Raw genomic sequence first — 14,893 nt, forward strand, 5'->3', positions numbered from 1 at the left:
CCAATCCCATCAAATTTGTCTTTATTAAGATAAGTGGATGTGTTTATTTATAATAGTTTATTTTTTATATTTAAGGATTCCTTCTGTTTGCCAAGAATCTCAACAACCTTAGTGCATCATTTAACACAGTATTTGCGTTTGTACCATATAGAATATCTGCCCATATCAAATCAATTTTTCTAATAACTGGATTATTCAAATCCAAAAATTGAATATTAGGCAATTCTGCATTTACTCTTGCTATTTCTGCTGTTGTCAGAGCAGATACAATTGGCGCGTGTGTAGTCTGAACATCCCGTAGTTCCAATTTTCTTAATCCCGCATGGTCTTTTGACTGAACCTCACATTCCAACTGATAAAAGATAGTTGACATATACGAACCAATAATATTTGCTTCATTAGCAGTTCCATAAGAGAACACTGCAAAATTTGTAGAAATATGCATAGGAACACGGGTAACATGTACACGTCCAGTTCTTCTTAACTTTGTTGGAACTAACACGGAATTTGCTTGAAATACCACTCTAGCATAACGTTCAGCAATCTTTTTTATTTCTGCAGGTGATTTAGTTGTATTTCTACTTTGTCCTTCTGCCGCTCTTTGCAACGGAATATAATCATTAATTACATTTGTGGCCATAGTAGCAGTCATAGCCGTAAAATCAATAAATTCAGAATCTCCAGAACTCAACTCAAATACATCATGTTGAGCATTTCTCATTCCCGCAGACAAAGGAACCATTCCTAAATATCTATTATACAGAGTATCAAACGAGTCAAAAAATACCAAGTCTGACGCGCCACTTCCACCAACATTTCCTCTTCTTGAAACATTTCTAGTATTAACAATGGATGTCATTTTTGGATTTAGCAGAATATTATGTGAAACAAAATCCATAGATTCTGTCATCTCACTACATACAAATCTCCAACCATCATCAATAGCCCTATCAAGCTCATTGAAACTAAAACTTCTAGCTTCAATTCCCGGTATAATTGTAGAATAAATTGTCTGATTAATTGTTCCTGTATAATTTTCCAATGCGTGTAAATCCAAGTCAGCCACCTTATCATTACTTGAATATACCTTGATTCTTGTCGCGGGTTGTCTTACTTTTCCGACAAATATACACGTTTCTTCGATTACCGCATTAAACAAATCCTCTGCAGGATAATTAAAAATTGTATGTAATCCAAACAAATCAAGAAGCATTCTTCGAAATGATACTGCCTCCTCACCACGCTCTTTCAAATGTGCCTTCGGAAAAATACAAACAACTGTCGTTCCTGGATTGACCATCCAACAAACAGTTTCTAGGAATACTGCTCCCAGATTCATTTGTCCAACAAGAGTAACTGCATCGGAGCCTTTACGACTTCTGATCGTATTATAAAAAGCAGGCTTTCTGTTTACACAATTTATTCCTGCAACAAATGGTGGGTTCAAAAGTACCACATCAACGTCATTAAAATATCTAGCAGGCAAGTTATTAATATCTTCAGCTGAAACTTCAGGAGCGTTTGCATGATTAATACTTGTAGGAAAATTCAATCCTAAACGTAAAGACAATAACTCAATTAATTTCTTGTTTATATCATTTGCCTTTAATGCAGAGGCATTAACATTAAACACATTGATTGCAGAACAAATTAAGTTTCCACTACCCGCAGCAGGATCACAAATCTTGCGACCAGGTGGCAAATCTCCATTCGACATCTTGGCTAAAGTAGCAGCCAATAATGCAAGCTCTGAATCAGTTGCCACTTCTCCATCATGGTGCTTATTTTCTGAAAGTTTACTATGTAATGCATCCGCAACTGCATCTCCCGAAATATTAGCATTACCATAAGTATATATATCAGATAAAATCGAAGTTGCAACCGAATGGCGTGCTAAAAATCTTGTAGCATCGTATTGAAAGATACCATCGAAGTCTACACGATTAGCTTCTATACAAATTTGCTGAACATCATCATGAAATTTTCTTACATCATATCTAATATCTGTTCTTCGTACAGCGGAAAAAGCACCTCTTATGTACTCATACATTAATATTGCCATACTACTCTTCCACATTCTATCATTACTTAATGTACTATCCATGTACGACAAAAACTGCTCTAAGGTTGTAGAGTATGTATATGTATCTGAAATAAAATTAGAAATAAGTCTCTCAAACGCTACAGTCAGTTTACTCTCTATTGCACTATCATTATCAGTTGAAAAATCGCATATATGCTCCAAACCCGGTTGAAGCATCTGCTGATAAACTCGTGGTTTTGATGTATCATATCTAAACGAAATAAGTGTTTCTAAATTAGTAATGATATAAAACGGTTTTTCATTTTGTACAGTATTCATCTGTACATATGACTGTGCTTGAAACTGATGTCTTGTACTTTGCACATCACCAGGCGTTCTCTTCACCTCCACAACACACAGATATTTTCCCGTTGTTTTGTTCTCAATAACAAAGTCCATTTCTAATGAACCAGTGTATCTATGATGAATAACCTGATATGTTCCGGAACGACCCAAATTAGTTATTGCATTATTCAGAGCCTTCTCACAAATTGGATGAAATACTCTGACTTCTGAATCTGAATATCTTACCATTATAACCCCTCCTTCATATACTCTTTCAATTTTCTTGCTATTACTTCTCCAAGCATTGGAGGAACGGCATTTCCTACGATTAAGTTTCTACCTTGTTTACTTGTAGACACAATTTCGAATGAGTCTGGGAACGATTGCAATCTTAATGCTTCTCTGACACTTATCAATCTGTCATCCGAGTAATGAATATTACAGCCCACATTTGGTCTATTAAAATATGTATTAATCGTATATGATGGCTTTTCGGGAAGAAGTCTTCCATAACATGTAGTATGCCCTCCATCCCTTTGAAGTCTTCTGATTCTTTCAGAATTCACATCAGCCGGAATATCCATATAGTTTCCCCCCGGCTTAACATGAGAAATAATATACTTATCTAATTCGCTTAATCGTGAAACAAAGTGTTCTGTCACATCAGACTTTTTATCCGCACGCATTCTTTCTTGATAGTCATTCTTTGGCTCACAAGTATATTTTGTTCTTCCGTTCTCATCCTGAATGGCTTTAGGTAAGTCTCCAAGGGCCTCTTCTACGCTAACATATTTCTTTAAACCATCACCACTCTCATAGTGTGTAGCTTGAGGAAATTCAAATGTCTCTTCACCTTTTAGTCCGACAATTATTACTCTTTTTCTTCTTTGTGGAACACCGTAGTCTGCAGCATTTAAAACCTTCGCATTAACATTATATCCAATATCTCTAAATGCCTGCTTTAGTAATTCAAATATTGATTCCTTCTGTGAATTTTTCGCTGAAAGTAAACCTGTGACATTTTCAAAAACAAATGCCTTTGGTTGGACATGCTTAATAATTTCAATATAACGCCAAACAAGTTGTCCTCGTTCATCTTCTACATTTCTATTACCTGCCAACGAAAATGATTGACAAGGTGGTCCTCCTATTACAACATCAGCCATAGGAATAGAATTTAAATCAATTTTATTAATATCTGCGCAAATAATTTCATCATGCAAATTGTGTTTATAGGTTGTTACAGCATTTTGGTTATTATCAATAGCCCATATAACTTCATAACCTTCTTGGATAAACCCCAAGTCTAATCCACCTCCGCCTGAAAAAACACTTACCACTTTTATGGACATTCTGTCATGCCTCCAATCTCTTTTTTTTTATGTTCTGATATCCTACAAGGATTTCATCCGTTTTCTTTTTTGTATACTTCGACAATATCTCAGTTATATCATATATACATTTTTCCTCTGAAAACTGCACCAGTTTCTTCGCCAACGAACATAATTTTTCTTTATCGTCGTCTGAAATGCTCTCGACGTCAACAAACTTCAATTTTTCAATGTCATACCTTTGAAGTTTCAATAATCCAGCTCCATATTTCTTTCCAATAGTTTCAAGCTGATAATAGGTAAAGTAATTATTCAGCAATGCAAACATTAAATATTTATCAATTTTAGGATAGATAATATAAAAATTGTCACGTGCTAAAATGTTTGAGGTATTCATAACGAACTTCATATCATTGCGAACAAAATAACTGAACAAAATACCATTACTATCCACTTCATTGAGTGTATACCATTCTGACGATGCTTTAGATCTCTCATATAAGGTTTTTGGCTTTTTCTCACTCGAAAGAATTTCTGCAAAATGAGTTATATATTCCTGTAACTCATCAGTAAGCATTTGACCTTTAGAAATCATTAACAAATTATCAGTCTCTGCCGAAGAAGTGCTGTAACCCTGTACTGCTTTCGGAGAAGATATAATTTTTTTTATACATTCCTCGGATTGTAAACTCATACCTTGTGGATTAATGAACATTGTATTCCAACCAGTAGTTAATCCTCGTCTAACACTCGAATACTTTGAAAAAGGAACACTCAAATTTAAAGCAATCTCTTCACTGTGTCCAACCACTTTCTTAAGTTTTCCATCAGCCAATTCTAAGTATTCTGGTTCCACACTTTTTTTCTCAGTTAGTGTACTGTCCTTTATTAGTTTCAAAATAACAACATCCACTAAAGCATCTTTTTCAAATAACTCTCCACGAATACGAATCTCTTGTTCAATCTTTGTTCTTGAACCCAACAAGTCCTTAAAGCTTTGACCACTTCTTGCATTCATCCAACTGCTTGGAAAAATCACCACCAGTTCCCCTTTATCTTTAAGCAAATCAATAGCCTTGATAATAAAATACATATATAAATTAGCGGTACTTGGAAGTCCTTGATATATACTATTTCTTCTTAGTTTCTTTTTGGATATTCCTAAACACTCTAAATCATCAATTTTTTCCTGTCTGATATATGGAGGGTTCATTATTATTTTATCGAATAACTCATGCGGATCATAACTCAAAAAATCCACATTAAATAATTTATAATCAGGATATTCATTCACAACTTCCTTGTACAGCTTTTCATCTATCTCACAGCCATATACATTCTTATACCCAGCTTCTTTACACGCCTTCAAGAATGCTCCACCACCAAAACATGGATCTAATATCCTGTCATTGCTGACCTCAAAAAACAATGAGACCATATAGTTTGCAACAACTCTATCTGTAAACACTTGCCCTAAGTCCATATTTCAACCTCCAAACTATTAATCTCAACAAAAAATGCTCGTGAAGAATTCATACATTATTGCATCATTCATATTGGTTATTTTTTCACTTCAAAATCGAGCCAAGCCTCTTCAACACCTGCATAATCAACATCGTGTTTAAGGCAAAACTCCTTTATTTTTTTTCATTGCGTTAAGGTTAGGCTTTGCTTTACCGCCTTCCCATCTATTCACATTAGAAAATGCCACCTGTACTTCTTTTGCAAAATCTTGCTGTGTTAGAAAACATCGTTGTCTGATTCTTTAAATTTCTTCTGGAAATCCCATGTTGCATCTCCTTTACTCAAATATTTCGACAATATAGCGTTATTATATCATATAATTATGAATTTTCCTGCCTCCTGTGACTAACTCGTATAGTTGCAGAATATTTTTTTATCTTTTTTCAAAAAAACGTCCTTTTTCATCTTCTTCCAAGGCTAACAGATAGACGGACAGAAAAAGTCCTTCAAATGCAAGAAGACAATTAACAATGACCCATCTGAACGGGTTATCTTCAAGAATGTTCATGAATCGATTATAGATCAAAAAACTTTTGATATTGTTCAGCGAATCCGAGATGGTAGGCGAAAACTTACACCTATGGGTGAAATGCCTGTATTGAGTGGAATGCTATTCTGTGTCGACTATGGTGCTAAACTATATCAAGTCAGGGCAAGAGTCTGGACACACGAGCAGGAACATTTCGTATGTGCTACATACAGAAAAATCAAAGGTGGTTGTTCTTCTCATCAGATTCATAATGTTCAGGTTGAAGAAATTCTGCTTAGAGAAATAAGAAAGATTACTGCTTATGCCCGGGAACAAGAAGATGAATTCGTAGAGCTTGTAACCAAGCAAAGCGAAAAGGAACTGAACCAACAGCTTCGTAGCAGCCACAAGGAACCGGAACAGGCAACTACAATAATCACAAAGCTTGATACAGTTATCCAAAGACTTTATGAGGATAACATTGATGGCAAGATTTCTGATGAACAATTTATGAAGATGACTGAAAACTATGAGGCAGAGCAGAAAGAATTACTTAAGCGCAAAAATGAGCTAAAGTCTTTCATAGACCAGGAAAAAGAGCAATCCTTGAATGTAGACTCATTTCTCAGAGTGGTACGAAAGTATACTGATATTACTGAAATCACGGGTGAGATTATTCGAAGCTTTGTTGAGAGAATTGATGTTTACAAGCCTGAAAAGGTGCCGGGAACAAGAACCAAGAAACAGACAATCTGCATCCATTGGAATTTCATTGATGCAGTTGATATTCCCACAGAATAAACAAAAACGGCATAACCTACAATGCTGTAAGTTATGCCGTTTTTTTAAAGGGTTAAAAATCCCTTAGTGAGTCAACTTAACTATCTTCTTTTTATTCTTTTATTTCCGTTTTCTTGCGATCAGATGAATCGGTGTTCCTTCAAAGACGAAGGCCTTGCGGATTTGATTTTCCAAGAAACGCAAGTAAGAGAAGTGCATGAGCTCTTCTTCGTTGACAAAAATCACAAAGGTCGGTGGTTTAGTTGCCACTTGAGTCGCATAGAAGATCTTGAGACGTTTCCCTTTGTCGGTCGGTGTTGGGTTGATGGCGATAGCATCCATAATGACATCATTCAAGACTGCTGATGGGATACGGGTATTTTGACTCTCGCTGATTTGTTTAATCATCTCTGGAAGTTTGTGGAGACGTTGCTTGGTCAAAGCTGATACAAAGATAATCGGCGCGTAAGGCAGGTATTGGAACTGCTCGCGAATATCCTCTTCCCAGTTTTTCATGGTGTGGTTATCTTTTTCAAGAGTATCCCACTTATTGACTACAATAATCATCCCTTTACCAGCTTCGTGGGCAAATCCAGCGATACGCTTGTCGTACTCACGGATACCTTCTTCGGCATTTAGCACCATCAAGACTACATCTGAACGGTCAATAGCACGCATAGCACGCATAACTGAGTATTTCTCTGTATTTTCATAGACTTTACCAGACTTACGCATACCTGCTGTATCAATCATGGTAAACTCTTGACCATCTTCATCTGTAAAATGGGTATCAATGGCATCACGAGTTGTACCAGCTACAGGACTGGCAATGACACGATCTTCTCCCAAAATAGCATTAATCAAGCTAGATTTTCCGACGTTTGGACGCCCAATCAAGCTAAATTTAATGACATCTGGATTTTCTTCTTCGACTTCATGCGGGAGATTTTCCACGATAGCATCCAATACATCCCCTGTCCCAATCCCGTGTACAGACGAAATTGGTAAAGGTTCTCCCAAACCTAGAGCATAAAAATCATAGATATCATTTCGCATCTCAGGATTGTCTACCTTGTTGACTGCAAGGATGACTGGTTTATGAGTTTTGTAAAGTTTACGGGCTACGTATTCGTCTGCATCCGTGATTCCTTCTTTACCGGAAACTACAAAGACGATGACGTCAGCCTCTTCCATGGCAATTTCTGCCTGGTGTTTGATTTGTTCCATAAATGGAGCATCAACATCGTCAATCCCTCCTGTATCAATCATACTGAAAGAACGGTTGAGCCATTCACCAGTAGCATAGATACGGTCCCGTGTTACTCCTTCGACATCTTCTACGATTGAGATGCGTTCCCCTGCAATACGGTTAAACAGGGTTGATTTCCCAACATTGGGACGTCCTACGATGGCAACAGTTGGTAAGGCCATGTTTTCTCACTTTCTACAATAACTTCTTCTGTTCAAGATTTTCTCTAGTCGAACTTGGTTCTGGATTACCGAATTGCTCTGCAAGACGTTGACTCCAAGTTGTAGTCGCACGCGCACCAGCATACTCAGCTTGTACACGATCATAAGCTTCAATTGCTTCCACTGACAATTCTTGATACTCTTCTTCAAAAACAAGCTGGTCAAGTGGCAATCTTGGTTTCACGTCATGTTTTTGATTAGGTACACCCAGTGCAATCCCAAAAACAGGATAAGTATAGTCAGGAAGCTTGAACAATTCTGCTAACTCAGCAGATTTGTAACGCACCAATCCAATAATTACCCCACCGTAACCTAGACTCTCTGCAGCCAGCAAAGTATTTTGCCCAGCAAGTGCAGCATCCACAGATGTAATCAAGAGACCTTCCACACCTTGTGGTTGGAAAGTATCTGTATGGAGACGAGCTCCTTTTTCTGCACGGTTCAGATCACCAACAAAGAGCAAGAATGCTGCTGATTGACGAATAGCTTCCTGAGGAACTAGTTCATACAGAGCATCTTTCTTCTCTTGACTTCTTACTAAAATCACTGAATAAGATTGGAAATTTTTCCAAGTTGAAGCCATTTGGGCAGCCTTCAAAATCTCATTCAAGTCCTCTTGAGGAATCTCTTGCTCCTTAAATCTGCGCACTGATGAGTGGCTTTGCATTAATTTAATCGTTTCTGTCATCGACGATTTTCTCCTTCTAATCTTGTTTCCTCTGCTAAATAACGGATACGCTCCATGACACGTCTAGCTTCCCAAGTTTCATCATTTCCGTTCTTGCCTTTTGCAAAATGTTTTTCCAAATCTTCAAAATTGAAGTTGGAAGTGAAAAAGGTCGGTAAATCTTCCTGCATACGATACTGAAGAATCACTTGCAAGATTTCATCACGTACCCACGGTGTTGATTGTTCAGCACCAATATCATCCAAAATCAAAACTTCAGCTTGCTTAATCTCATCTACCAAAGTCTTCACATTTCCATCACCAATAGCATTTTTGACATCAATAACAAAGCTCGGATAATGGAGAAGAGTTGATGAAACGCCCCGTTTTTCTGACAAGTCATGTGCTAGGGCAGCGACCATAAAGCTCTTCCCAACACCAAAGTCTCCATAAAGATAAAGACCTTTTCGGATGCTCGGAAATTCTTCAACAAAACCTAATAGTTTTTCAAAGACTGGTAGACGTCCTAAATCATCCAAATCAACTTGGGCTAAACTAGCTTTTTTAAGACTAGCTGGTAGATTGATCAGTCTAAGGCGGTTTTTAATAGCAGCTTCTTTTTCTGCAGCGATTAGTTCCGGAGTCTCTTCATAAGCGACATCTGCATATCCATGATTCATGACAAGAACCGGCTTATAACCTTGCGCCACATAGTCTGTATCCCCACGAAGGAATTTATCACGCTCGGTGATGTATTGGTTGAACTTAGAGATACTACGATTCAATTCCTCTTGACTGAGGGATTTCTTCTGGATAAAAGTCGCAACGTCAGGATCTTTCACGATTTGCTGGACTAAATCCTGATACTGAAAACGGCTTGGCTGACCTTTTAGCACGTCTCCTACACTTTCCATCTAGTCTCCTCCTTTTTCTAATCGGGCTAACATTTCTTTTTTCTTACGTTCTAATTCCAAACGAGTTTCTTCGCTTGTCTCATTCTTATATTCTGGATTGCTCCATTTAGGGACATTGGTTTTCACTGGATCAGTCTTAGCTGATTTCTGCGCCTGCCCTTTTTGATTTTTCTCTCGAATTCTAAGTACTGCCTCTTCAGCAGAACGAATCTTGTTATAAGAGTAATCATTGGCCACTTTCATGGCATATTTTTCATTGAGATTGGCCGAATCAACCTTGTTGAAGGTCAATAGTATAACGACATTGATGACTTCATCAAGCAAGCCTAGGTTGGCCATCTGTTTTAGCAAATCACGTTCGGCTTGGATAATTCCAGCATTTCGGGTTTGTTTGATTCCCGCTAAAAATTCTAAGGCCGTTTTGCTTTTAGCTTCTCGGATAATGGTCGCTTCTTGAGGACTAAAATCCGACGAAACAGGCTTTTGCGCTAATTTTTCACGCATGCGCTTGACAGAAATAACTTGTGAAACAGCTGTTCCTTTAGCTAACTGATAGGTTTCAAACCAGGTCCATTTTTTCTCCTCAGCGATTTTAAATAACTCTAAAACATCTGACTGTTCATCTTGAAAACGGAGACCATCTCGAGCCATGAGCTGACGAAAATGCTCCAAATCAAAATCATTCGTGAAATTATCTCTTACTGGCATCTCGTCATGACTAGTCATGTCCTCTATCTCTGGAAAGACCTGACTCAAAGGAACCGTCAAAGCTTCTCCGCCTGCAGCCTCTTGACGTAAATCAGAAACTGCTGTATCGCTAATCCTTTTCTCCAACAAAGTACGATACACTGTATGACGCAAGAAGTCAGATTGAGAAAGTGTTGGATGAATAACAAGTTTATAACCATCTCCATTTTGGTAGAGTGTGACTAAGTTAAAAGCTGCTAAGATTTTAAAAGCCTTTAAGAGTCTGTCCATCCCAAAATTGAGGTGGTTGAGGATTGATGCAAAAAGGTGTTCTTTTTGTCCATCATCCCAAAAAGCTAAGGTATAAAGGTAAAGACTCAGCGCATCCTGACCAATGATCGGGAGGTAGCACTGCACTAGAGAAGTGGTATCTTGCGACACCCAATTATTCTTTAGAAAAGAAAAACGATCATTAGGCTTCATTTATTTTTCCTTTTTCTTCTTTGAAGATTGAGTGATTTGTTTGAGAAGATTTTCTAGCTCGCTCACGTCTTTAAAGCTACGATAGACACTAGCGAAACGAACGTATGTGATTTCATCTAGTTCAGCTAGTTCTTCCATGACCAGAGAACCAATATCTTCACTTTGAATTTCATTATCATTGCGACTGAGGAGTTTTTGCTCGATGCGATTGACGACCATTCCAATTTCATCACTGGAAACGGGTCGTTTTTGAGCTGAACGAATAATTCCATTAAAGATTTTATCTCTTGAGAATTGTTCTCGAGTTCCATCTTTTTTAACAACTACCAGTGTTCTCTCTTCAACTCGTTCATAGGTTGTGAAACGATGTTGACACTCTTCGCACTCACGTCTTCTTCTGATAGTATTTCCTTCTTCAGCTTGACGACTGTCAATTACACTTGATTTTGTAGCGCCACATTTTGGACAACGCATGCCTTCCCCTCCTTGTCGTTTTCTTCTCATTATACCATTTTTTGAACAATTCCCAAAATAATTCTCCTTTTGGCTTGACAAGTTTTTTGTTTTGTTGTATTATTGAATTAACACAAGAGGAGGTAGAAAGGAGATCGCGATGTCTTGGACATTTGATAACAACAAACCCATCTATATGCAGATTATGGAGAAAATCAAATTACAAATTGTTTCCCATAAACTCGAACCCAACCAACAACTCCCGACTGTTAGAGAACTAGCTAGCGAAGCAGGAGTCAATCCTAACACTATCCAGCGTGCTCTATCTGAATTGGAGAGGGAAGGCTTCGTTTATTCCAAACGGACTTCCGGCCGCTTTGTCACGGAGGATTTGGACTTAATTCTCCAATCCAGAAAACAACTTTCTGAAGAACAGTTGCAACAGTTTGTAACAGGCATGGTAGAATTTGGCTATAAAAAAGAAGAACTACCGACTGTTTTAAGAGATTATATTGAAGGAGTTTAAACTATGACCTTGTTAACTTTTGAAAATGTGTCAAAATCCTATGGAGCAAGCCCTGCTCTCACAAGTGTTTCCCTTGAAATCCCAGCTGGAAAAATCGTTGGCTTGCTTGGGCCTAACGGCTCTGGTAAGACAACCTTGATTAAACTCATCAACGGTTTACTTCAACCTGAACAAGGGCGTATTCTGATCAATGGCATGGAGCCAAGTCCAGCAACTAAAGCGATTGTTTCTTATTTGCCTGATACGACCTATCTCAACGAGCAAATGAAGGTTAAAGAGGCTCTTACCTATTTCAAGACTTTCTACCAAGATTTCAACTTGGAACGTGCGCAGCAACTACTAAATGACCTTGGAATTGACCAAAATAGTCGTTTCAAAAAACTCTCAAAAGGGAACAAAGAAAAGGTTCAGTTGATCCTGGTCATGAGTCGGGATGCTCGTCTATATGTCCTTGATGAACCAATCGGTGGTGTCGATCCTGCTGCACGCGACTATATCCTAAATACTATCATCAACAACTACTCCCCAACTTCGACTGTCTTGATTTCAACACACTTGATTTCAGATATCGAGCCTATCTTAGACGAAATTATCTTCCTCAAGGATGGAAAAGTCGTTCGTCAAGGTAACGTAGATGATATTCGTTATGAGTCAGGAGAGTCAATCGACCAACTCTTCCGTCATGAATTCAAAGCCTAGATAAAGGAGATTATTATGTTTTGGAATTTAGTTCGTTATGAATTTAAAAATGTTAACAAGTGGTATTTAGCCCTTTATGGTGCTGTATTGGCACTTTCTGTCATCATTGGATTACAGGCTAGTGCCATCAAAATGCTATCTTCTCAAGATCAAGAATCAATCATGCTAGTATTTCAGGCCTTTATTTTCGGAGGACTAATCATTACCATGAGTATTTCAACCTTGATATTGATCATCCGTCGTTTCAAGGGTAGTGTTTATGAACGTCAAGGATACCTAACTTTAACCCTACCTGTGTCTGAATACCAAATCATCCTAGCAAAACTCTTGGGGGCCTTCCTCTGGTCTTTGCTTAGTACAGCAGTTTTCATTCTAAGCATTTATATCTTTTTAGTGACAGTAGACCCACAAATTATTGATGTCTATATGATCAGATACTTTTTTGGCCATTATTTAGATAGTATCGGTTTATCTCTGATTTCATACATATTTAGTACAGTAGCAGGAATTCTCTGCATCTACTTGTCTATCTCTATCGGTCAACTCTTTAATGAATACCGTACAGCTCTTGCAGTTGTAGCCTACATCGTCATCCAGACTATACTTGGATTTATCACCCTCAACCTTCGCATCGATTTTGACTACAATTGGATGATATCCTTTGAAATTATCAAGGACATAATCCTTAGCCTTATCTTCTATCTTGGAACCTACTATATCTTAAAGAACAAAGTAAACTTACAATAATGAATGAAGCCCCTAGCAAATAAAGCTAGGGGCTTCTTTTTACACAAAGAAATATAAAATTCTTACTTTTAACTCAATATCAAGCCTGCTACGATGGGACTTACAAATACATAGAGAATACCGGTGACACCGATAGCCAGGCCACCCATAGCCCCCGCAACAGCTCCATAGCGAAAAGCTGTTCCAGTCCCAACTGCGTGACCAGTTCCTCCAAGAGCAAGACCAAGAGCTACTGGGTCGTCAATCTTTAGCCATTTTAAAAGTGTTGGTCCAATAACGCTAGTCAAAATACCAGTTGCTACCACAACTACCAAGGTGATCGTCGCTATTCCTTGTAGCTTATCCGTAATTCCAACTGCCATGGCCGTCGTTACAGACTTTGGGAAAAGCGAAATCGCCAAGAAGAAATCCATACCGAAAAATTTTGCAACTAAAGCCGTAAAAGTGGTATTCACAACAACCGCCAGGAAACTACTGAGTAAAATACTTCTAACATGGTGCTTCATGAGGTGAAAGCTCTTATAAAGAGGAATCCCTAGGGCTACTGTTGAAGGAACTATCAAGTTATTAAGATAAACCCCACCTTGATAATAGGCAACATAAGAAATACCAGTTAGTTTTAGAAAAACAATGATAAATAAAGTTGCTAGCAGCAAGGGAGTGGTCAGAGGATGAGGGTACCGTCTAAAGATAATCATGCCTCCAAGATAAGCCAAAATAGATAAGGCTATCCCAAACAGTGGATTGGATACAAATTCGCTCATTTGGCACCTCTTTCTTCGTAATCACCTTCATAACGCTTTTTGATAAACTGAACGACCAGCGCAATCAAGATAATATTGATAACTGCTGCAAAAAAGACAATCAAGACAATGGGCAATAAATAGGGAGCAATCACATCAAATTTCTCCATAATCCCAACTGCAGGAGGTAGAAAGAGGATAGTCATATTAGCTAGGAGGAAATTCCCAACCATGTTGACATGACGTACCCGCAACCACTTGAACTGCAAGGCTAAAAATAAAATAATCAAACCGATAATGCTTCCAGGAATAGGCAAATGGAAAAAACTAGAGATTCCCTCACCAATCAGTGAAATGACAAAGAGAATCATTAACTGAACATATAACTTCATCGAATACTCCAAAAATAGATTTTCTGCATACCAGTTTACTCTTTTTTCAGAAAATTTCAAGGAAATACACAAGAAACTTCCTTCTTGCCATCTCATCTAAAAAGTTGTATACTAATTGCGTGCGCAAGCATCTCAGATAGGCAAATCTGTTTATAACTACTATATGGAAAGGAGATTGATATGACTTACTTAGAAAAATGGTTTGACTTCAACCGACGACAAGTAGAGCTAGAAGCTCTTTTAGAGCAAACGATTGCTGAGCAGAGTCAACAGAGTCTGACACTCAAGGAATTCTATCTCTTGCACTTTTTAAATCAGGCCCAAGAGAAATCTTTGAGACAAATTGACCTGCCGGACAAACTCCATCTAAGCCCAAGTGCAGTATCACGGATGGTGGCACGATTAGAAGCCAAGAACTGCGGTTTGCTTAGTCGGAGATGTTGCGATCAGGACAAACGAGCTAGTTTTATCTGCCTTACCAGCGATGGCCAAAAGACTCTTGCCTCTCTGCAAAAAGCTGTTGAAGAAAGCCTTGAAACAAAAGCAAGTTGGCTTTCCTAAAATTTTTACAAAAAAACTTGCGTGCGCAAGCAATTTTCTTGACATTCCTTTTTCCAAGGAGTAAAATGAAGATATGATT

At 38.0% G+C, this 14,893-nt stretch carries 15 protein-coding genes and 1 pseudogene; 5 read left to right on the top strand and 11 right to left on the bottom strand.

Features of this window, described 5'->3' with window-relative positions; genetic code table 11:
• Positions 1-70 precede the first annotated feature (70 nt).
• The 4 genes from FN031_RS06425 to FN031_RS09210 form a co-directional block, all read right to left on the bottom strand.
• Positions 71-2,617, bottom strand: a complete 2,547-nt coding sequence (locus tag FN031_RS06425) for a BpuSI family type II restriction endonuclease (protein ID WP_142558685.1) — start codon at positions 2,615-2,617, stop codon at positions 71-73.
• Positions 2,617-3,720: a DNA cytosine methyltransferase gene (locus FN031_RS06430; RefSeq protein WP_142558688.1), complete on the bottom strand. Its 1,104-nt coding sequence runs from the start codon at positions 3,718-3,720 to the stop codon at positions 2,617-2,619. Before FN031_RS06430 ends, FN031_RS06425 begins: the two co-directional genes overlap by 1 nt.
• 4 nt (positions 3,721-3,724) lie before the next feature.
• A complete protein-coding gene (locus FN031_RS06435) occupies positions 3,725-5,182 on the bottom strand; it encodes an Eco57I restriction-modification methylase domain-containing protein (protein WP_142558689.1) in 1,458 nt (485 codons plus the stop codon).
• A gap of 138 nt (positions 5,183-5,320) precedes the next feature.
• A complete protein-coding gene (locus FN031_RS09210; RefSeq protein WP_398575112.1) occupies positions 5,321-5,410 on the bottom strand; it encodes a hypothetical protein in 90 nt (29 codons plus the stop codon).
• A 393-nt stretch (positions 5,411-5,803) separates the two neighbouring features.
• Here FN031_RS09210 and FN031_RS06445 point away from each other — a divergent pair, with 393 nt between their 5' ends.
• Positions 5,804-6,493, top strand: coding sequence for a DUF4368 domain-containing protein (locus FN031_RS06445; protein ID WP_221887470.1), 690 nt, complete (start codon positions 5,804-5,806; stop codon positions 6,491-6,493).
• A gap of 99 nt (positions 6,494-6,592) precedes the next feature.
• Here the strand turns inward: FN031_RS06445 and der are convergent, their stop codons facing one another.
• The 5 genes from der to nrdR are packed head-to-tail and all read right to left on the bottom strand — an operon-like array spanning position 6,593 to position 11,167.
• Positions 6,593-7,903, bottom strand: coding sequence for a ribosome biogenesis GTPase Der (gene der, locus FN031_RS06450; protein ID WP_142558693.1), 1,311 nt, complete (start codon positions 7,901-7,903; stop codon positions 6,593-6,595).
• 13 nt (positions 7,904-7,916) lie between these two features.
• A complete protein-coding gene (locus tag FN031_RS06455) occupies positions 7,917-8,630 on the bottom strand; it encodes an NADPH-dependent oxidoreductase (protein WP_075565807.1) in 714 nt (237 codons plus the stop codon).
• Entirely contained in the window at positions 8,627-9,523 is an 897-nt protein-coding gene (gene dnaI, locus FN031_RS06460; RefSeq protein ID WP_142558695.1) for a primosomal protein DnaI, read from the bottom strand. Before dnaI ends, FN031_RS06455 begins: the two co-directional genes overlap by 4 nt.
• A complete protein-coding gene (locus FN031_RS06465) occupies positions 9,524-10,693 on the bottom strand; it encodes a replication initiation and membrane attachment family protein (RefSeq protein WP_142558696.1) in 1,170 nt (389 codons plus the stop codon).
• Positions 10,694-11,167 carry a transcriptional regulator NrdR gene (nrdR, locus tag FN031_RS06470; protein ID WP_004250782.1) on the bottom strand — a complete coding sequence of 158 codons (474 nt, stop codon included), beginning with the start codon at positions 11,165-11,167 and terminating at the stop codon, positions 10,694-10,696.
• A gap of 139 nt (positions 11,168-11,306) precedes the next feature.
• Here nrdR and FN031_RS06475 point away from each other — a divergent pair, with 139 nt between their 5' ends.
• The 3 genes and pseudogenes from FN031_RS06475 to FN031_RS06485 all read left to right on the top strand — a co-directional run.
• The gene (locus tag FN031_RS06475; protein WP_075565800.1) at positions 11,307-11,672 is read left to right on the top strand and encodes a GntR family transcriptional regulator; all 366 of its coding nucleotides are present in this window, start codon (positions 11,307-11,309) and stop codon (positions 11,670-11,672) included.
• Between the two features lie 3 nt (positions 11,673-11,675).
• Positions 11,676-12,371 carry an ABC transporter ATP-binding protein gene (locus FN031_RS06480; RefSeq protein WP_142558698.1) on the top strand — a complete coding sequence of 232 codons (696 nt, stop codon included), beginning with the start codon at positions 11,676-11,678 and terminating at the stop codon, positions 12,369-12,371.
• 15 nt (positions 12,372-12,386) lie between these two features.
• Positions 12,387-12,966: pseudogene (locus FN031_RS06485) on the top strand (hypothetical protein); the annotation flags it as partial.
• Between the two features lie 220 nt (positions 12,967-13,186).
• On the opposite strand, the gene FN031_RS06490 reads toward FN031_RS06485, so the two are convergent.
• On the bottom strand, positions 13,187-13,882 hold the full coding sequence (locus tag FN031_RS06490; RefSeq protein WP_142558701.1) for an LrgB family protein: 696 nt from the start codon (positions 13,880-13,882) through the stop codon (positions 13,187-13,189).
• Positions 13,879-14,253, bottom strand: coding sequence for a CidA/LrgA family protein (locus FN031_RS06495; RefSeq protein ID WP_004250774.1), 375 nt, complete (start codon positions 14,251-14,253; stop codon positions 13,879-13,881). Before FN031_RS06495 ends, FN031_RS06490 begins: the two co-directional genes overlap by 4 nt.
• A 180-nt stretch (positions 14,254-14,433) precedes the next feature.
• On the opposite strand from FN031_RS06495, the gene FN031_RS06500 reads away from it, so the two are divergent.
• Positions 14,434-14,814 carry a MarR family winged helix-turn-helix transcriptional regulator gene (locus tag FN031_RS06500; RefSeq protein ID WP_142558703.1) on the top strand — a complete coding sequence of 127 codons (381 nt, stop codon included), beginning with the start codon at positions 14,434-14,436 and terminating at the stop codon, positions 14,812-14,814.
• Positions 14,815-14,893: the final 79 nt, after the last annotated feature.

Source organism: Streptococcus mitis (assembly GCF_902159415.1).
Lineage (GTDB): Bacteria > Bacillota > Bacilli > Lactobacillales > Streptococcaceae > Streptococcus > Streptococcus mitis_BG.